Here is an 18,893-nt window from a genome sequence, read left to right as displayed (position 1 = left end):
AGCGTTTTCGGCGCAAACTCCGAACAGCATTTGCCTGATCCGGGGCGTAGCGTCGTCGCATGAGCGGAGATGGCTTTAGCAACGGACCGCCCCCCGGCGCGCGTCTCGACTGGACGATCGACCAGGGCTGGGAAACCTATTCCCAGGCCGAGCACGACGTCTGGATCACCCTGTACGAGCGCCAAGCCGACATGCTGCACGGCCGCGCCTGCGAGGCTTTCATGCGTGGCCTCGACGCCCTGGACCTGCACCGCACCGGCATTCCCGACTTCAAGCGCATCAACGAGGAACTCCAGCGGCTGACCGGCTGGACCGTGGTCGCCGTGCCGGGCCTGGTGCCCGACGACGTGTTCTTCGATCACCTGGCCAATCGCCGCTTCCCCGCCGGCCAGTTCATCCGCAAGCCGCACGAGCTGGACTATCTGCAGGAGCCGGACATCTTCCACGATGTCTTCGGCCACGTGCCGATGCTGACCGACCCGGTCTTCGCCGACTACATGCAGGCCTATGGTCAGGGCGGTCAGCGCGCGCTGGGCCTGGGCCGCCTGACCAACCTCGCCCGCCTCTACTGGTACACGGTGGAGTTCGGTCTGATGAACACGCCAGCGGGGCTGCGCATCTACGGCGCCGGCATCGTCTCGTCGCGGGCGGAGTCGATCTTCGCGCTCGACGATCCCTCGCCCAACCGCATCGGCTTCGAGCTGGAGCGGGTGATGCGCACCAACTACCGGATCGACGACTTCCAGCAGGCCTATTTCGTGATCGACTCGATCCAGACCTTGCAGGCGGTGACTTTGCGCGACTTTAGCGGCCTCTATGAACGCCTGGCCGGCGCCAGCGAGATCGGTGTCGCCGAGATCCTTCCCAGCGACACCGTCATCACGCGCGGCAGCCAGGCCTATGCGAAGGCCGGCGGACGCTTGGCTTCAGCCACGGCCGGCTGACCCTTCAGGCCGAACAGGATCCGCACACCCGGGATTCGCCGCACGATCTCGTAGGTGGCGAAGCAACCGGCGAAGGTCGCCACGACCAGGATCGCGCCTTCCAGGCCCTGAGGCAGTCCCAGCTTGGCCAGGTGATAGGCCATGACCACGATCAGGGTCTGGTGGACCAGGTAGAAGGGAAAGACGCCCAGGGTCAGGTAGCGCAGCACCGGGCCGCCCTTGTTGGCCAGGTGCTTGGCCCCGAAGCCCAGGATGGCGACGATGGCGCACCACGTGTCGGTGGCGAACACGAAGCGCATGACCAGCTTCAGCTGAGGCGGCGGAACCGCCCTGTCGCCGCGATAGGTCCAGACATAGACGCTCCAGGCCGCCCAGGCCGTGAAAGCCACCGCCAGCGCCGGCCAGCGCATGGCGGTCAGGCGATCGCGCAGCACTTCGGACTTGGCCAGACCAAAGCCCAGCAGGAAAGCGCTGAACGAGACCGCATGGACATAGTGGTCGCCGACCAGCGCATGGGTCTCGCCATACTTGGCGTACAGCGTGGCGCGCAGCATGCCCAGGAACAGAATCGGCCAGGCGAACAGACCGACGCCCTTCAGCGTCCACTCCGCGGCCTTTTGGATGTGCTGGCCAGCCTTCTTCCAGACCAGCAGCATGACGGCCAAGACCAAGGTGTAGAACAAGAGATAGGCCACGAACCACATGTGGTTCCAGGTCGGGGTGGTCAGGCACTCGCCGTCGGTCCCGCACCAGCGCCCTGAGGCGGTGACGTAGCGGACCCAGAAGTTGTCGACCGTGAGACCGCTGTTCGGATGCAGGGCGATGTACTCGACCACCTGATAGTAGGACTGCGGCGGCACGATCACGAACATCGCGAACAGCAGCGGCGGCAGCAGGCGCGCGATCCGGGCCCAGGTCAGCTTCCCGACCGGCGTCTTGTCAGCCATGAACCGCGTCGCCGCGCCCGACACCAGGAACAACAGCGTCAAGCGCCACGGATTGGTCAGTAGCATGAAGGGCATCAGGCCCTCGATGATCCGCGGCGACTTCACGTGCCATTCCCAAGGCACGTAGAACATGCCTGTGTGATAGAGGATCAGCAGGAAGAATGCGCCGACCCGAATCCAATCGAGGTCATAGCGCCGCTCAAAGGGTAAGGCAGTCGTGGTCATGAAGAGGCGTCCGGCTTGAAAAGCGATGCCAAGGACCTGACGCAGCGCGCCCCTACCGGCCAAGCGTCCGGGGATCAACGGTCGCTGGCTGGGACGAGCGGAAAAGCTCCAGGGACAAGCGGCGGGCTTTTCGGGATGACCGGCGAGGAGCGTCTTTGGCTCACCCGCGCCTGGATTCTCGGAGCCTGCCTTATCGCCGCGATCACGGTGGTCAACGTCCTGACCATCCAGCACGACGCACCAAGACTGGGCGTGATCCGGCCGGCGATCTGGGAAGTCAGCAGCGCGCTGGTCACCATGGTCATCTTCGGCATTCCGGCCGCCATGGCCCTTTGGATGGTGCGGCAACAGCCGCGGTGGTGGCAGGCCGTCCCGGCGCACCTGGTCGCCGTCTTCGTCTACTCCGTCGTGCACGTTTCGAGCTTCGTCGCTCTCCGCAAGCTCGGCCACGCCGTCATTCTGCATGAAGGCTATGACTTTGGGCCGCTCTCGAGCGAGTTTCCCTACGAGTTCCGCAAGGACATGATGTCGTACGGCCTGGCCACGATCATCTACTGGTTGGCCTTGCGGCGCAGCGCCCAGGGGCCGGTCGGCGTCCAAGCCCCTGCCCTGCCCGCCACCTTCGACATCCAGGATGGCGCGCGGCTGATCCGCGTGCCCATCGCCGATATCGCGGCCGTGCGCTCCGCCGGCAACTACGTGGAATTCGTCCTGGCTGACGAGCGCCGGCCACTGATGCGCTCGTCGCTGAGCGCCGTGCTCGACGGTCTCGCCGCGCACGGCTTCGTGCGCTGCCACAAATCCTGGCTGGTCAATCGTTCACGGGTCACGGGGCTGAAGCCCGAGGGCTCCGGCGACTATGCCGTGGAGCTGGGCGCGTTGGAGGTCCCGCTGTCGCGGCGCTATCCCGAGGCCCTGGCGGCTCTGAAAAGCTAGAGCAACATGCCCATCAGGATGTCGTCCTCGAACCGACCATCCGGAAACCGGCCCCGCGCGACCTGCCGCCCCTCCTGCTGGAAGCCCAGGCGCTCGTAGAGCCGGATGGCGTCCGGATTGCCCGCCCCGGCCGCGAGTTCGATGCGCAGCACCGGAGGGCTCATGGTGCGAGCCTCGGCGATCAAGGCCATGAAAAGCTTGAAGCCGATGCCTCGCCCCTGGTGATCCGGCTGGACCGCGACCGTCACCCCGCCCAGCACGTGGGAGAAGAGCGCGATTTGCTCCCTGCGCGCGTGAATCTCGCCGCGGACGCCCCCTTCCTGATCGACCGCCACGAGGCAAACCCCGCCTGGCGTCTCGATCACGCCGCGAACATAGGCTTCCGTGATTTCGTCGGGTGTGCGCGCCAATCGCCCTGGCTGAACCGCCGCGGCTCTGTGCGCGGCCAAAATCCCGGAGGTGTCGTCGAGGCTCGCCTGCCGGATGGTGATGCTCATGACACCCTCTGGAATGGATAGAAGTCTTTGCCCAGGCCCAGGATCTGGCTGAGTTCGTCCAAAGCCTCCCGACATTCGATCAAAAGGTCGGGATCGGCCAGGTCCGCTGGGGCCAGGCGGTCGCGATAGCGGCGGGTGATCCAGTCGGCGAGCGTCGTGTGCAGGCCGGGTGTGAAGCGTTGCGCCGGATTGGTCGCGTCCAGCTCGGCTTCGGTCAGCACCACCCGCAGACGCAGGCAAGCCGGACCGCCACCGTTGCGCATGCTCTGGCGGACGTCGACATACTCCACGCGCCCGATCGGGCCGTTGGACGAGGCCAGGCTCGAGGCCACGGCGAAGGCGCGCGGATTGTCGCGGGTCTCGGCCGGGGCCAGCAGGACCAGGCGATCCGCGCCAGGAACGACCAATAGCTGCGAATTGAAAAGATAGCTGGCCACCAGATCGGCCATCGGCAGGTCGGCTTCCAAGACCTCGACGAAGGCCGGCTCGAACAGCCCGTCGGCGGCGGCGCGAACGTCTCGCTCCATCCCAGCGCGATCCTCGAAGGCGCGCTCGTGGAAGAACAGGCACTCGCGCGTGCCGACGCAGACGACATCGTTGTGGAACGCCCCGCCCTCGATCGCCGCCTTGCCTTGCCGCGCGAAAGCGGCCCGCGCCGCGCCGTGGCGACGCTGGATCGCTTCGAAGGCCTCGCGAGTCTGGCGGGCCGGGAACTGACCATCCCAATGGTCCCAGGCCTCGCGCCCCCAGACGAACAGGTTGACGCCCGGCGCGCCATGCTCGGCGCAGAGACGCACATGATTGGCCGCGCCTTCGTCGGCGAAGTGTGGCTGGGCAGGCAACGGGTCGTGGACGGCGAAGCGGGCTTCGTCCGGGAACAGCCGGCGCAGGGCGCGGGTGGTCTGCGGCCCTTCCAAGCTGCGATGCAGGTTGGTCAACAGGTTGGCCGGCGTGAAGTGGACACGGCCGTCGGCGGCGTCGGCGCTGGGCGTCACGGTGGCGGCGTTGGCGGCCCACATCGGCGAGGCCGAACAGGCGGCGGCGGCCAGGGCTGGCGCATCCTTCCAGGCCCGTTCGATCACCGCCGCGTCCGAACCGGAAAAGCCCAGCGATTTCAAGAGATTTACCGCTGGCCGCTCATGGGGCGGCAGCACGAACTGAGGGATGCCCAGATCCGCCAACTGGCGCATTTTCGAAAGGCCTTCCAGCGCCGCGCCGCGCGGGTTCGACACCTCGCCGGCGTTTCTCTGGCTGGCCAGGTTGCCGGGCGAGAGACCGACATAGCTGTGGGTCGGCCCGACCAGGCCATCGCAATTGGCCTCGACCGCCAGGCTCATCCGCGCAACCCCTTGATGTCCCTAAGGGTGTCGGTGATCAGAGGGGCCTCGAAGCTGGCGACCGGATAGGCGCAGTAGTCGGCGGCATAGTAGGCGCTGGGCCTGTGGTTCCCCGAGGCGCCAAGCCCGCCGAACGGCATCGACCCCGCCGCGCCTGTCGTCGGGCGGTTCCAGTTCACCACGCCCGCGCGTATGCGGTTCAGGAACTGATCCCAGCGCCTTGACTCGCTTGAGATAAGCCCCGCCGACAGGCCATAGCGCGTCGCGTTGGCGGCTTTCAGGGCGTCGTCATAGCTGGACACACGGCGCACCTGCAGCCACGGGGCGAACAGCTCCTCGTCGGGCGTGCCGACGCCGGTGACATCGACAACCCCCGGCGTCACGAAGGCCTCGCTGAGCCCCTCCACCTGACCCAGCGCGCGAATGCGATGCCCGCCCATCGTATCGGCGATCGCGCGGGCGGCCGTGGCGGCTCGAGCCGAGATCAGCGGCCCCATGAAGGCCTCGCCCTCCCCGTTCCACGGTCCAATCGACAGCCGGTCGGCAAGAGCCGCCGTCGCCTCGATCACCGTCCGGCCGAAGGCGTCGTCAGGCACGATCAACCGCCGGGCGCACGAACAGCGCTGGCCCGTGGTGATGAAGGCCGACTGCACCACCAGCGCCGCCACGGCCTCGGCGTCATCGGCGTCCCAGACGATCAAGGGATTGTTGCCGCCCAGCTCCAGGGCCAGGATCACGTCCGGCCGGTCGGCGAAGTGACGGCGGAAGAAGGTCCCGGCGGCGGCCGAGCCCGTGAACAGCAGACCGTCGATCTCCTGGGTGATCAACGCCTGGCCGGTCTCGCGGCCGCCCTGGACCAGATTGACCACACCCGCCGGTACGCCGGCCGCCTCCAGCGCCTCGACCATCAGTTGGCCCGCCAGAGGCGTCTCTTCCGACGGCTTGAACACCACGGTGTCGCCCGCCAGCAGGGCCGGCACGATGTGGCCGTTAGGCAGGTGGCCCGGGAAGTTGAACGGTCCCAGCACCGCCATGACCCCGTGGGCGCGGTGGCGCAGCACGGCGCGACCGAACGGCATGGCGGTCTCGGTGACGCCCGTGCGCTCGTCGTAGGCGCGGACCGACAGGTCGACCTTGCTAGCCATCGAGCCCAGCTCGGCCTTGGTCTCCCACAGCGCCTTGCCCGTCTCGCGGCTCAGGGCCTCGGCGAAGGCGGCCGTGCGCTCGACCAGGATCTCCTTGTAGCGGCGCAGGATGGCGACCCGCTCGTCGCGCGGACGAACGGCCCAGGCCGGGAAGGCTCGGCGGGCGGCGTCCACCGCTTCGGCGACGTCGGCCGCGTTCGCGGTCCCCTCGCGCCACACCGCCTCGCCGGTCGCCGGATCGGTCGAGACCAGTTCCGGGCCACGCCCGGAGCGCCACTTGCCGTCGATATAGAGCCCGCTCATGCCTTCACCCGCACCATGTCGCCTTCATGCACGCCCAAAGCCCGCGCCGCCTCCCGCCCCAGGATCGCGCTCTCGCCATCGACCAACACCGGCGCGCGCACGGCCCGGAAGCGGGCCAAGGCGCCCGTGGAGACCAGGGCCTCCTCGCCAAAGGCGTCCTCGCCGATCTTCAACCGCAGGCTGCGCGCATCGCGCACCGTCTTGATGTCGTCGCGGCGCGCGGCCACCGTCGGTCCGGCGTCGAAAATGTCGATCAGGCCCTGATAGCGGAAGCCCTCGGTCTCCAGCATGGCCCGCGCCGCCTCGCCCTCACGGTGGACGCGGCCCAGCACCTCGCTGGCCTCCTTCGGCAGCAGCTCGGCATAGATCGGATGGCGCGGCGCCAGGTCGAGGATGAACTGGCCGTCGGTCGAGGCGCTCATCATGTCGGCCTCGTCGAACTCCAGGCGGAAGAACTTGCTGGCCACGTGATCCCAGAACGGACAGCCGCCGTCCTCGTCGAACCAACCGCGCAGTTCGGCCAGCACCATCTCGGCGAAACGCTGGGGCTCCAGGCCGATTAGCATGTAACGCGACTGGGCCAGCAAACGCCCCGCCCCGCCCATGCGCCGCTCCGGGCGCAGGAACAGCGACCCCACCTCCGACCAGCCGGCGCACTCGTTGACCAGCACCAGCGCCCGGTGGTCGAAGCGTTTATCCAGGGTCGGCGAGGACTGAGCCAGGGTGACCACCCGGAACGAGAAGTGCGGTCGCTTCAGCCCCACACCCGCCTTGACCCCGGCGACGCCAATCACGTCGTTGGCGTCCAGGTCCTCCAGCATCAGGGTGTACCAAGCTTCGGGCGGCGCGACGCCGGACTGGAAGCTGGCTTCGGACAGGGCGAGACGCGCGCGGAGGGTCGGCTCGTCTTCCGGCAGGCTGGTGAAGCCGCGCCCGGACAGCACGGCCAGCTCCATCAGGGCGTCGAAGTCGGCGGAGCCGGCGGGACGGACGACAAGCATTCAGTTTCCCCCCTCAAGGGACGGCATGGCCGCGCGGATCGCTCTGGCGTCGATCTCGCCGCTGGCCAGTTTCATCAGGATCAGGGCCGAGAGCTGGGCGCGCTCGACGAAGCTTTCGGGAAAGGCGTGCTCGGCCTCGCTGTGGATATCGCCGCCGCGCACACCCAGGGTGTCGACGTTCGGCAGGCCCGAGGCGAACAGGTTGTTGCCCTCGCAGACGCCGCCGGACGGCTTCCAGGCGATGTCCTGGCCCAGCAGCGCGCCGACATCCTTCACCGCCCCGAACAGGCGCTGTTGGGCGGCGTTGAACGGCTTGGCGGCGCGGGTGATCAGGCCGTGCAGGTGGGCGTGCAGGTCGTCACCGATCTCGCCGACGATCCGCGCGACCTCGGCCTCGAACCAGGCGGCGGCCTGCGCTTCGGGGAAGCGGACGTTGAAGCGGACCACCGCCACGTCCGGCACCATGTTCAGCGGCGCCCCGCCGTCGATGCGGGCGACATTGACGGTAACGCCGTCGCGCTGGCCGTTCAGGCCGTGCAGCTTTTCGGCAACCCGCGCGGCGCCGATGATGGCGTTGCGGCCGGCGGCGAAGTCGCGGCCGGCATGAGCCGCGCGGCCATGGATGACGATGTGGAAGTTGCCCGAGCCCTTGCGCGCCGAGGCCAAGGCCCCGTCGGCCAGGGCCGGCTCATAAGTCAGGCCGACGTGGCCGCGTCGCGCGAAGTCCGCCAGCACGGGCCCGGAGGCGATCGAGCCGATCTCCTCGTCCGGCGACAGCAGCACGCGGTAGCCAACATTGCGCGCGTCCGGGTGGGCTTCGAACCCCTCCAGCGCCGCCAGCATGACCGAAATGCCCCCCTTCATGTCGGCGATGCCCGGGCCGTGCAGCGCGCCGTCGGGGCGCGTGCGCACGACCTTGAACGGGCTGGTCTCGGGATAGACCGTGTCGTAGTGGCCGGTCAGCACGACCTGAACTGGCGCTTCGGGACGCACCACCACGGCCAGGGAGGGCGGATGGTGGAACTCGGTCTCGCGGCCATCGGCGGTGATCTCGCGCGAAGGCGACAGCGGTGTCTCGATCGGCGCCGCGGGCAGGCCCGCCGCGGCGGCGTCGAGCAGAACCTGCCGTTGGCGCTCCAGTCCGGCCAGGTGCCGGCTGCCGGAGTTGATGGCGCACCAGTCCACGGCGCGGTCGACGATCAGGCCGCCATCGCGGGCGATGCGATCCAGAACCGCGCGATCTTCTGAATTGAGTCGCATGAAAAGCCGGTCCTCCCTCAGTCACGATAACCAAGGGCCGCGGGGTAAAACGTTGTCACCTCACCTGAGGAAACCGGTCACCCGCGCAACAGCCTTGCTACTTTAGTAGTCCTTTCGCCAGCGAACGGAAAGCTTGGCGTCGTTCTGGCCGCCGATGCGCGAGACCAGCGACAAGGTCCGGCGAACGCGCCACTCGACCTGGGCGGCCGGCCCTTCGCGGCCGCCGCCGATGATCTCGACATAGACATCGTCGGTCACGTACTTGCCGCCTGACACCGTCATGCCCGTGGCGCTTTCGGCGAAGGCCAGGCGGTCCAGGCGCGCGAAGCTGCGCAGATTTCCGATCACGTCGAAGCCGCCGCCGCCCGCCAGCGAGGCGAGAGCCGAGGCCAGTTGGGCCGCTTCGATAGGCGACAGCTGCGCGGCCGAGGCGCCGAACAGCACCTGGCTGAGCACCTCGTCGCTGGGCAGTTCAGGCTTGGAGGTCAGGGTGATCTCCGGCTTGGCGGCCGTGCCCTTGATCTTGACCACCGCCGTCAGCGAGGTGTCCTCGCGTGTCGCGGAAAGGTCCAGCCGGATACGATCCAGCTGGCTGGACAGATAGACCACGCCATCGTCGTCGAACTCGAACCGCTTGCCGGCGAAGTCGTACTCGCCGCGAACCATGCGGGCGACACCAGAAAGCTGCGGAGCCAGGGACGTGCCGCCGACATGGGCGGCCAAGGAGAGCTCGACGTCCAGGCCGCGGCCACGCACGAACACCCGGCGCGGCGCCTTCAGGTCGAGGTCGAGGATCATGCCGCCGGTCGTCGGCCTGCGCTGAAGGCCCTGGTCAAAATCCTGCGGGCGGTTGCGCTCGATCACATCCATGGCCACGACGCCGACCGGGGTCTTGCTCTGGGCCGAGACATCGGCGCGGTCGAGCGTCACCGTGCCTGTCAGCTTGATCTTGCCGTCGGCCGAACGGTTCACCGAAGCTTGGCCGGTAGCGACCGCCGAGGCCAGATCGTTGTCGATCAGGCGGAAGCTTTTCATGTCGAGCTTGAAGTTGCCGACGCCGTCGCGCGCCAGGCTGATCCGTCCCAGGCCCGAGATCGTGCCGCCATGCCCGTCCTCGCCAATGGCCTGACTGACATCGATGGCGTTGTCGGCCAGGGCCGTCCGCAGGACGACATTGCGCAGGCGCAGGCCTGTCTGGCCGTCCTCGAAACCGCCATTGTCGAGGGTGGCCGAGCCCAGCAGGCGCGGGTCGGCGAGCGTGCCGCCAATGCTGCCCTGCAGGTTGATGCGCCCCGAGAGCGAGCGGTCGGCGCCCATCAGCAGATTCCACAGCGGCTTGATCTCGCCCTTGGCCGAGAACTGCCCCTGCACGCCGCGCGTCTTGTCGATCACCAGCCGCAGCGGTCGAGCCGAGGCCTCGACCGGCAGGACCAGGTTGGCGTCGGCTTTAAGGCCCAGGCTGTTGTCGCCGTCGGCGACGATGGTCAAATGCCTGTCGGTCAGATCGCCGTGAATCTTGGCGTTCAGCGACTGATCGATCTTGGCGCCGCGCTCGCGGGCGTTGGACAGCCGCATGGTGAAGTCGCCGCCAAGGGTTTCGCCCTGGCCGTGCAGGTTGAACGAGCCGTCGATGTCGCCGTCGAGATCGGGGTTGAAAGCCGTGATGGCCACACCCGCCAATTCCGCTTTGAGCATAGCCGTCGCGCCGCCCAGGTCGGCGTCGATATCGGCGCGCCCCTTGTCGATGGCCAGGCGCAGGCGGGCCTGCGTCGGGCCATCGCCGAACCGGACCTTGGCGGTCTCGCGGGTCTTGATCTCGGTGCGGCCCATGCGGCCAGCAGCGTCGAGGCTGAGGTCGTAGATCTTGCCATTTTGCGCCAAGGCGCCCGTGCCGCCGATGCGCCAGCGGCCTCCCGGCGCTTCGCCCCGCGCGTCGATCGACAGCGGCAGGCGGGCCAGCGGACCGTCCGCCTTGACCCGCGCCGAACGGACCTTCCAGGCCCCGCTGGCGACGTCTTCGGCGGTCAGGTCCAGAGTCGCGCGCGCGCCGCCGCCGCCAGGCGCGTCGACCAGCTTGGCCGTGCCCTTGACCTGGCCCTGGGGCAGGAAGGCGCCGGGACCGACGGCGACGGTCAGGTCGGCCGTGGCCGGCAGGCCGTCGCTCAGGCTCATCGCCCCTTTGGCCTTGGCGCCGCCGGCGTCGACGTCCAGGTCGCTCAGTTCGATACCGCCTGGCGAGAAGCGGAAAGCCGTCCGCGCGCTAGCCGGGCCGTAGCCGCTGTCGGCCTGTAGCGCGGCGACACCATCGGTGGCGTTGGGTCCGCGCGCGAAAGTGAGGGTCAGACGCGCCTTGGTCAGCGGCAGCCTGGGCAGGTCGATGCTGTCGAAGTCGGCGTTCAGCTCGGCCTTGGGGGCGGCCAGCGTGCCGCCGACATGACCATCGCCCGCCGCCTTGCCCGATATTTCAACGGGACCCGCGCTGAACGGCCCGGTGGCGGTCCAGTCCAGCTTGAAGTCGAGCTCCAACGCCTTGGCGACGGTCATCTTGCCCGAGGACCTCAGGCTGGCGTTCGCGCCGTCCAGCTTGGCGTCGGCGATGGCCAGAACGCCATCGTTCCAGCTGGCCTTGCCGTTCAGACGCGGCGTCGCGCCCAGCAGGCGGTCAATTTCGGGATAGCCGGTGGCGAACCCCGCCGCGCGGCCGTCGACCGTAAAGCTCCAGGGGCGGTTGGCGGTGCTGGAGGCCGTCCACTTGGCCGCGACAGACCCCTTAGCGCCCTGGCGCACGGGGCCCATGCTGGCGACCTTCATGTCGCCGTCGAACGACAGGCCGCCCAGCGGTCCGCGCTCGCCCTTGCCGGTGACGATCAGATTCGGGGCGTCGATCCGGGCCGACTTGATCAGGAACCGACCGCCCTTGACCCGCGCGCCCTCGAACGACGCCTTGGGGCTGGGACCGAGCAGGGCCAGGAGACCCTCGCCGCCGCCGCCCGACGCGCTCGCCTGGGCCTTGATCTCCAGTTGGCCCTTGGCCCAGCGGACCCTGGCCGGTCCCTTGGCGCGCTTGAGCCGGTAGCCCATCAGCTCCATGTCGGCGACGTCTACATCGCCCTCGACCGAGAAGCCGCCCTCCTCCAGCCGGAAGACGCCGTCGACCAGGCCGCGGCCCATCTGGGGAACGGTGACGATGCGTTTCAACGCGCCGATCTGGGCGCTGAAGGCGACGCCGTCGGGACCCGTGCGTTTCTTGGCCAGATCCGCCAGGCCGTGGCCACGCAGCGTCAGATTCTGGGCGGTGATCGCCAAGTTCAGATCGGACAACCCGTCCTGAGCCGTCTTCTTGCCATCGATGGTGAAGTTGGCGTCCGGCCCGAACATGTGAGCCAGACGTTCGGTCAGGGTCGAGGCCGTGAGGTCGATGCGGCCCCGCGCCGAACCGCCCTGCTCGGTCCAGGCCCCGTCGGCCCGCAGGGGCGTCGTCTGGCCCGAGCGCGCCAGAACGTTGAAGGCCGCGCGGCTGGTCGTGCCGTCGGCCTTGGCCTTCAGGTCGAAAGAGCGGTTGGCGGGCAGGCCCAGCGCGCCCGCGATCGCGCCGCCATTGGCCTCGGTCGCATCGGCGATCAGGTGCAGGCTCTTGGAGCGGCCCAGGTCGAAATCGAGGCTCAGGTGATCGCCGACGTGCAGGCGCGAGGCGACGCCCAGCTTGCCCTTCTGCCCGTCCTGACGCGCCATCTCATAGGCGCCGGTGACGTCGAAGTCGCCGTCCTTGCCGCTGAAGGCCGGACGGGTGACAAGGCGGAACCTGAAGGCGTCGAGATCGACCGACACCGGCGCGGCGCCGGATTTCGGCCCCTTGGGCTCCATGGTCGGACGGCGCAGAACGACAACATCCCGCGCATCGATGCTCTCGGCGTGAAAGCGGCGGCCAAACAGCTCGGTCGGCCGCCAGGCCACGTGGAGATCATGCGCCTCCAGCCAGACGCCCTTCTCATCGGAGATGGTCAGGCGGCGAACACCGAAGTTCTTCCAGATGTCGCCCGACAGGCCTTCGATTTGCAGCTTGCCGATGCGGCCCAGCTTCAGGCCCGAGGCGCGGGCCTCCAGGAACATCCGGCCCTGAGGGGTGATGGGCGCGAGGCGCAGGCCGCCGGCCATGATGACCAGGATTCCGGCCAGGATCGCCGCGGCGATCAGCACGACGCCGCCCAAGCCGATCTTCTTGGCGACCTCCACCGCGGCCTCGCCCGTGGCCTCGCCCGTGGCCTCCGCGGCGTGGACGACGGTCTCCGTCAGATCAGGCTTGTCGTGCTCGCCGCTCAAAAGCTTTGCCCGATGCTGAGATAGACCTGGAAGGCGGGGTCGCCCTTGCGCCGGCCCATGGGCACGGCGACGTCGGCGCGGATCGGGCCAAAGCCAAGGTCGTAGCGGACGCCCAGACCGGCGCCGGCCCGGAAGTCCTCGCGCTGCGGCGTGTTGTGCGTGCCGATCGCGCCGGTGTCGATGAAGGCCACGCCACTCCATTTCGAGGTTATCTTCTGGCGCAGCTCGACGGAGGTCTCGATGAGCGAGATGCCGCCCTGAGGCGTGTTGTCGGCCAGGCGCGGGCCGATAGCCTGATAGGCGTAACCGCGTACCGAACCCCCGCCGCCCGCATAGAAGCGCCGCGACGCAGGCACATCCAGAACGCCGCCGCCGACGATCGCGCCAAGCTTCAAGCGACCAGCGAGCACGGTGCTGGCCTGCTTCCCGAACGGGATGTAGGCCGAGCCCTGCGTGGTCAGCTTCAGATAGGGCACGGTGGTGTCGCCGAACACGTAGGTCGGCTCGCCCCGAGCCTCCAGGCGCCAGCCCCGCTTGGGATCGAGGATGTTGTCCGAGAAGTCCCAGGCATAGGCCGCCAAACCCGCGAAGGTCGCCAGGTTCAGCTTGCGGCCCGCCACCGCCCCGTCACGGTTCACCTGCTCCTTGGTCTGGGAGATATCCAGCGAGACGCCGAAGGTGCGGTAGGCGGTCGTCTGCCGCCGCTTGGTCAGGTCCACCCCGACCGTGGCGCCGGTTTCGTTATAGGCGTCGGTGTCGTTGCGGAACACGGCGCTGTTCAGCTTCAACGTCTGCTGCGGTCGCCGCCAATGCGGCAGCGACAACTCCGCGCCCAGCCGCTGTTCCAGCTTGGCGAAGCGCAGGGCGTAGGTCGTGGTGTCGGCGCGCTTGAGGCGGTTGTAGCGGATCCACCGCGCGTCGACGCCCGCGCCCTCGCTGGTCGAGTAGCCAGCGCCCAGTTCGAGGGTGCGCGCCTTGCGGTCGGACAGAGTGACGACGACGGGGCGATAGCCCTCGGCCGTGGCCTTGTCGGTTCCGGCCAGCGACACCGAGATCGAGTCGTAGACGCTGGTGTCGCGCAGGCGACGTTCCAGCTCCGCCACGTCCTCGGGATCGTAGACGTCGCCGGACACCCATGGCGCCAGCCGACCGACCCAGGCGGGGTTGGTGCGCCCCTTGGTGACGACCTGAACACCGTCGAGATGCACGAGTTCGCCGGCCGCGATCTTGAAGGCCGGCCTGACCGTGTGGTCGGCGTGGTCGACGATGACCTCGCGCGGTTCGGCGGCCGCATCGGCATAGCCCAGCTTGGCGACCTGTGCGACGACACGTCCTTCGGCGCCCACGACATCGGCGGAACGTCCCGGCTCGCCCTCGGTCAGGCGCATGGCCGTGGCCGCGCGCTGCCGGGTGCCTTCGTCGGGCGGCGCGCCGGACCAGTCGATGCGCGGGTCGGCGATCAGGAACACAGGACCCGGCGCGATCTTGACCACCGCGCGCGGCGGCTCGCCGTCCAGGACATCGGGCTCGACCGTGTATCCGTAGTAGCCCTCGGCGCGCAAAACGGCGATGGCGTCCTCTCCGGCCTGACGGGCGCGGCGGCGCGCTTCGGCCCGGCTTTGGGCGGAAGTCTTGGATTGGGTCAGGGCGCGCTGGATCGCGTCGCGCAGGTATTTGTCGTCGACGCCTTGAATCTGGGCCATCGGCTCGTCGGCAAGCGCGGCCGAGGCGATCAGCCAAGTCACCGCCGTCAACGCCAGGGTAGTCCGCCGAAGCACCAAATCACGTTCCCCGCGCGAAGCGCCCCCGGCCCTGCTGTAGTCCGGGGTCGCGCCGGTGTCACGACAGGAAATGCAACGACCTGCCGCGAGCGGCGCTTCTCAAATCAGGCGAATGGCGCCCAAATGATAAGCAGTCATGCGCATCCACGTGGCGGACGTCGAATCCGGCGCGCATGGTGGTCGCGACACTCTAGAGTCGGGGATGGCGCGGTCTCACCGGTCCGCGCCCAAGGTTATGAGAAACGTGGACAAAAGCGTGGCGGCGAAGACCCAGACCCTCGAGGATACACCGACGTTGCCCATGACGGAGGCGGCTTACCTGCCGGGGGTCGCCTACGACGAGATGTTCACGCCCGAGGGCGAGGTCCGGCCGCACTACGATCCCCTGCATGGGCGTATGTCGACCCTGGGCGCGGAGGAACTGGCGGGCCGCCAGCGGACGCTGGAGCGCTCCTTCCTGCTACAGGGCATCACCTTTACGGTCTACGGCGCGGACAACACCACCGAGCGGGTGATGCCGACCGACCTCTTCCCACGCATCATCCCCGCCGACGAGTGGAAGCGGATCGAGGCGGGCCTGGCCCAGAGGCTCCAGGCGCTGAACCTCTTCCTGGCCGACATCTATGGCGATCAGCAGATCCTGATGGACGGCGTCGTGCCGCGCGAGCTAGTGCTGGGCGCGCCGTCCTATCGTCGCGAGATGCAGCACGTCTATGTGCCGCACAAGGCCTACGCCAATGTCTGCGGCAGCGACCTGATCCGCTGCCAGGATGGCCAGTTCGCGGTGCTGGAGGACAATCTGCGCGTCCCGTCCGGCGTGTCGTACATGCTGGCCAATCGCGACGCTGCCAAGCGGACCTTCCCCGGCACCTATCGCGCCGCGGGCGTGCGGCCGGTCGAGCGCTATCCCGACCTTCTGTTGGCCACGCTGAAGAGCATGGCCGCCGACTGGCGCGGTGACCCGCAGGTCGTGGTGCTGACCCCGGGCGTCTACAACAGCGCCTATTACGAGCACGCCTATCTGGCCCGCCTGATGGGCGTGCCGCTGGTCGAGGGCCGCGACCTCGTGGTGCACGAGAACATGGTCTACATGCGCACCACGACCGGCATCCGCCGGGTGGACGTGATCTATCGTCGGGTGGACGACGACTTCATCGATCCCCTCACCTTCCGACGTGACAGTTCGCTGGGCGCGGCCGGCCTGTTCAACGCCTATCGCGCCGGCAACGTGGTGATCTGCAACGCGCCAGGCACCGGCGTCGCCGATGACAAGGCCGTCTACGCCTACGTCCCCGAGATCATCCGCTACTATCTGGGCGAGGACGCGATCCTCCCGAACATCGAGACCTTCCTGTGCCGTGAACCCCGGCAGATGGGCCACGTGCTCGAGAACCTGGACAAGTACGTGGTCAAGGCCGTCGGCGCCTCGGGCGGCTACGGCATGCTCGTCGGCCCGCACGCCAGCCAGAAGGAGCGAGACGCCTTCGCCCAGGCGATCAAGGCCGATCCGGACAACTATATCGCCCAGCCGACCATCCAGCTGTCGACCGCGCCCTGCCTGGTCGACGGCCGCATCGAGCCGCGCCACGTCGACCTGCGCCCCTTCATCCTCTCCGGCGAGAAGACCATCGTCACGCCCGGCGCACTGACCCGCGTGGCGCTGAAGCGCGGCTCGCTGGTGGTCAATTCCAGCCAGGGCGGCGGCTCCAAGGACACTTGGGTGCTGGCCGAGGAGAACGCCCACACCAATGGCGCCGGCAATGGGAGCGTCCGCCCATGATGCTCGCGCGCGTGGCTGACAGCCTCTACTGGCTGGGCCGATACATCGAACGGGCCGAGCACCTCTCGCGCCTGTCCAGCGTCATGATGAACGCGACCCTGGACCAGACCGATTCCGGCGCGCACGCGGTGCGGATCGCCATGGCGGCGGTGGGCGATCCCGCCGACGGCGTGGACATCGGCTCATTCGAAGCCGCCGAAGCGCTCGTTCTGGATCGCAGCGACACCAATTCGGTCGTCTCGTCCCTGGCCCGGGCCCGGGAGAACGCCCGCCAGGTCCGCGACCAGATCACCACCGAGACCTGGGAGCGGCTGAACCTGCTCTATCTGAAGGTCACCGACGAGAACGCCGGCAAGGAATTCTCGGACGGCTCGGCCAACTTCCTTCACGACGTCATCGCCGACCTGCACCTGTTCAAGGGCGCGGCCGACACCACCATGAGCCACGGCGAGAGCTGGCGGTTCATGATGCTGGGCATCTACATGGAACGCGCCCAGCTGGTCTCGCGCCTGCTGGAGGTGTGTTTCGCCGAGAGCCCCGTGCACGGTCATGTCGACGACCACGTGGCCCTGGTCAGCGTGCTGCGCATGGCTTGCGCCCTGGAGCCCTATCTGCGGGTCTACACCGCCGAGATCGAGCCGCGACACATCCTGGAATTCCTGGTTTTCGACGAGGACTTCCCGCGCTCGATCCGCTTCGCCACCGCCCAGATCGAACAGCACCTTTCGGCCATGGCCCGCAACGCCTTCACCGGCGAGCGCCCCGGCCCGGAACGCCTGGCCGGTCGCCTCAAGGCCCGCCTGCAGTTTGCCGATGTCGACGAGTTGGAGGCTGTCGGGGCCGGACCGCTGCTGACCACCGTCGTCAACGAGTGCGCGCGCATCCACGAAGCGATCTACGAGACCTTCGTGGCCTATCCGCTCGAAACGCGCCTTCCGGCCTAGGATTCGGAGCGTGACAGCCGAAATTGTCAGCGGTTTCGGCGCCCGTCACGCGACCAAGTAAGGACTTTTCCCGTGCTGCTCGAAATCCGTCACGTCACCCAATACCACTATGAGAAGCCCGTCCGGGAAAGCCTGATGGAGCTGTGGATGCAGCCTCAGAAGACCGCTCGCCAGCGGCTGGTCAGCTTCGAGCTGGACCTGGAGCCGGCCGCCCAGGTGTTCTCGTACGCCGACAGCTTTGGCAACGCCGTCTACCACTTCGACGTGCCGCAGCCGCACGACAAGTTGACCATCGTGGCCCGCTCGGCGGTCGAGACCGAGCCGACGGGCGACCGGCCCGACCACCTGGACATGGGCGAGTGGGACCGTCTGCGCAGCGAATTCGTACGCGGCGAGTGCTTCGACTTCCTGCGGCCGCACGGCTTCGTCCAGACCACCGACGCCCTGCGGACCTTCATCGCCGAGCACGATCTCGACGCCCTCCGGCGCAAGGACCCGCTGACAGCCGTCCGCACGCTGTCGGAAACCATCTACCGCGCGTTCGAATACCAGCCCGGCGTGACCGACGCCGACAGCCCCATAGATCTGGCGCTGAGCGCGGGGCGCGGGGTTTGCCAGGACTTCGCGCATATCATGCTGGCCATCTGCCGCGAGTGGGGCGTCCCGGCCCGATACGTGTCCGGCTACCTGTTCACCGACCGCGACGCGGGCGACCGATCGGATCCGGACGCCACCCACGCCTGGGTCGAGGTCTTCCTGCCCAGCCTGCGCTGGGTCGGCCTGGACCCGACCAACAACATGATGACTAGCGAGCGCCACGTCGGTGTGGCGGTCGGCCGCGACTATGCCGACGTCACGCCGTCACGCGGGGTCTACAAGGGGGATGCGGAAAGCCAGCTGGCCGTGGGCGTCACCGTCCGCCGCGCCCGCGCCGCCCTGGCCGAGCCGGAGTTCCTGCGCATGGCCCGCCCAAGCTTCGCCGGCGGTCGCCGACGTCCGGACGCCGTGTTGAAGCAGGAACTGCACCAGCAGCAACAGCAGCAACAGTGATCTATTGAAGGATTTCGGGCGGCAGGTTGGCCGCGAAACGGCGGGCGATATCCAGAGCGCCCGCAGCGCCCCCGGCGCGGGGACCCATGCGTTCGGTCTGCAGGAACTGCACGCCAACCTCGCCCCCCGATCGCCAGACGACATGGGCCAGGTGCACCCGGCGGCCGCCCGCGTCGACGAAGACGAACTTGTCCGGCGGCGAGGCGATGCCGGCGGTCGACAGGCGCGCGCCCTTTTCAGCCACGTCCAGCAACGAGCACTTCCACGAGCGAGGATCGTCGACGATGTAAATCTTGCGCGCCGCGGGCATCCGGGCATGTGCGCGGCGCTCAGCGCCCGAGGGCTCGACCATGACCATGCAACCTTAGAACTCCCGTCGAGTCGTCGACGACCTTAGCGCGGACGGCAGGGCCCCGCGTCAAC

Annotated in this window: 14 protein-coding genes; 5 read left to right on the top strand and 9 right to left on the bottom strand. The window is 68.3% G+C overall.

From position 1 onward, the window contains the following. Positions 1-59 precede the first annotated feature (59 nt). Positions 60-944 (top strand): phenylalanine 4-monooxygenase, encoded by an 885-nt coding sequence (phhA, locus tag ACW175_RS09135; protein ID WP_492104245.1) that lies wholly within the window; start codon positions 60-62, stop codon positions 942-944. Here phhA and ACW175_RS09130 read toward each other — a convergent pair. Next, positions 899-2,116 carry an acyltransferase family protein gene (locus ACW175_RS09130; RefSeq protein ID WP_492104244.1) on the bottom strand — a complete coding sequence of 406 codons (1,218 nt, stop codon included), beginning with the start codon at positions 2,114-2,116 and terminating at the stop codon, positions 899-901. The two genes, phhA and ACW175_RS09130, sit on opposite strands and share 46 nt — an antisense overlap. Positions 2,117-2,251: 135 nt before the next feature. Here ACW175_RS09130 and ACW175_RS09125 point away from each other — a divergent pair, with 135 nt between their 5' ends. Then, positions 2,252-3,052 carry a LytTR family DNA-binding domain-containing protein gene (locus tag ACW175_RS09125; protein WP_492104243.1) on the top strand — a complete coding sequence of 267 codons (801 nt, stop codon included), beginning with the start codon at positions 2,252-2,254 and terminating at the stop codon, positions 3,050-3,052. On the opposite strand, the gene ACW175_RS09120 is transcribed toward ACW175_RS09125, so the two are convergent. From ACW175_RS09120 to ACW175_RS09090, 7 genes are all read right to left on the bottom strand, one after another. Then, positions 3,049-3,549, bottom strand: coding sequence for a GNAT family N-acetyltransferase (locus tag ACW175_RS09120; RefSeq protein WP_492104242.1), 501 nt, complete (start codon positions 3,547-3,549; stop codon positions 3,049-3,051). The two genes, ACW175_RS09125 and ACW175_RS09120, sit on opposite strands and share 4 nt — an antisense overlap. Further along, positions 3,546-4,886 (bottom strand): N-succinylarginine dihydrolase, encoded by a 1,341-nt coding sequence (astB, locus tag ACW175_RS09115; RefSeq protein WP_492104241.1) that lies wholly within the window; start codon positions 4,884-4,886, stop codon positions 3,546-3,548. Before astB ends, ACW175_RS09120 begins: the two co-directional genes overlap by 4 nt. Next, positions 4,883-6,334 (bottom strand): succinylglutamate-semialdehyde dehydrogenase, encoded by a 1,452-nt coding sequence (astD, locus tag ACW175_RS09110; RefSeq protein WP_492104240.1) that lies wholly within the window; start codon positions 6,332-6,334, stop codon positions 4,883-4,885. The genes astB and astD overlap by 4 nt, the downstream gene beginning before the upstream one ends. Continuing rightward, positions 6,331-7,335, bottom strand: a complete 1,005-nt coding sequence (locus ACW175_RS09105) for an arginine N-succinyltransferase (protein ID WP_492104239.1) — start codon at positions 7,333-7,335, stop codon at positions 6,331-6,333. Before ACW175_RS09105 ends, astD begins: the two co-directional genes overlap by 4 nt. Then, entirely contained in the window at positions 7,336-8,595 is a 1,260-nt protein-coding gene (locus ACW175_RS09100; protein WP_492104238.1) for a hydrolase, read from the bottom strand. 102 nt (positions 8,596-8,697) lie between these two features. Then, entirely contained in the window at positions 8,698-12,828 is a 4,131-nt protein-coding gene (locus ACW175_RS09095; RefSeq protein WP_492104934.1) for a translocation/assembly module TamB domain-containing protein, read from the bottom strand. Between the two features lie 83 nt (positions 12,829-12,911). Next, positions 12,912-14,696, bottom strand: coding sequence for an autotransporter assembly complex protein TamA (locus tag ACW175_RS09090; RefSeq protein ID WP_492104237.1), 1,785 nt, complete (start codon positions 14,694-14,696; stop codon positions 12,912-12,914). A gap of 256 nt (positions 14,697-14,952) precedes the next feature. Here ACW175_RS09090 and ACW175_RS09085 point away from each other — a divergent pair, with 256 nt between their 5' ends. The 3 genes from ACW175_RS09085 to ACW175_RS09075 all read left to right on the top strand — a co-directional run bounded on the left by ACW175_RS09085 (position 14,953) and on the right by ACW175_RS09075 (position 18,470). Next, complete coding sequence (locus tag ACW175_RS09085; RefSeq protein ID WP_492104236.1) at positions 14,953-16,476, top strand: circularly permuted type 2 ATP-grasp protein; 1,524 nt, start codon at positions 14,953-14,955, stop codon at positions 16,474-16,476. Next, positions 16,473-17,420, top strand: coding sequence for an alpha-E domain-containing protein (locus ACW175_RS09080; protein WP_492104235.1), 948 nt, complete (start codon positions 16,473-16,475; stop codon positions 17,418-17,420). Before ACW175_RS09085 ends, ACW175_RS09080 begins: the two co-directional genes overlap by 4 nt. A 72-nt stretch (positions 17,421-17,492) precedes the next feature. Next, on the top strand, positions 17,493-18,470 hold the full coding sequence (locus ACW175_RS09075) for a transglutaminase family protein (protein ID WP_492104234.1): 978 nt from the start codon (positions 17,493-17,495) through the stop codon (positions 18,468-18,470). A 1-nt stretch (position 18,471) separates the two neighbouring features. Here the strand turns inward: ACW175_RS09075 and ACW175_RS09070 are convergent, their stop codons facing one another. Beyond that, positions 18,472-18,828 carry a PilZ domain-containing protein gene (locus ACW175_RS09070; protein ID WP_492104233.1) on the bottom strand — a complete coding sequence of 119 codons (357 nt, stop codon included), beginning with the start codon at positions 18,826-18,828 and terminating at the stop codon, positions 18,472-18,474. Positions 18,829-18,893: the final 65 nt, after the last annotated feature.

Source organism: Caulobacter sp. FV1ye6ST, assembly GCF_058681225.1.
This window is presented reverse-complemented; position numbering and strand designations above follow the sequence as displayed.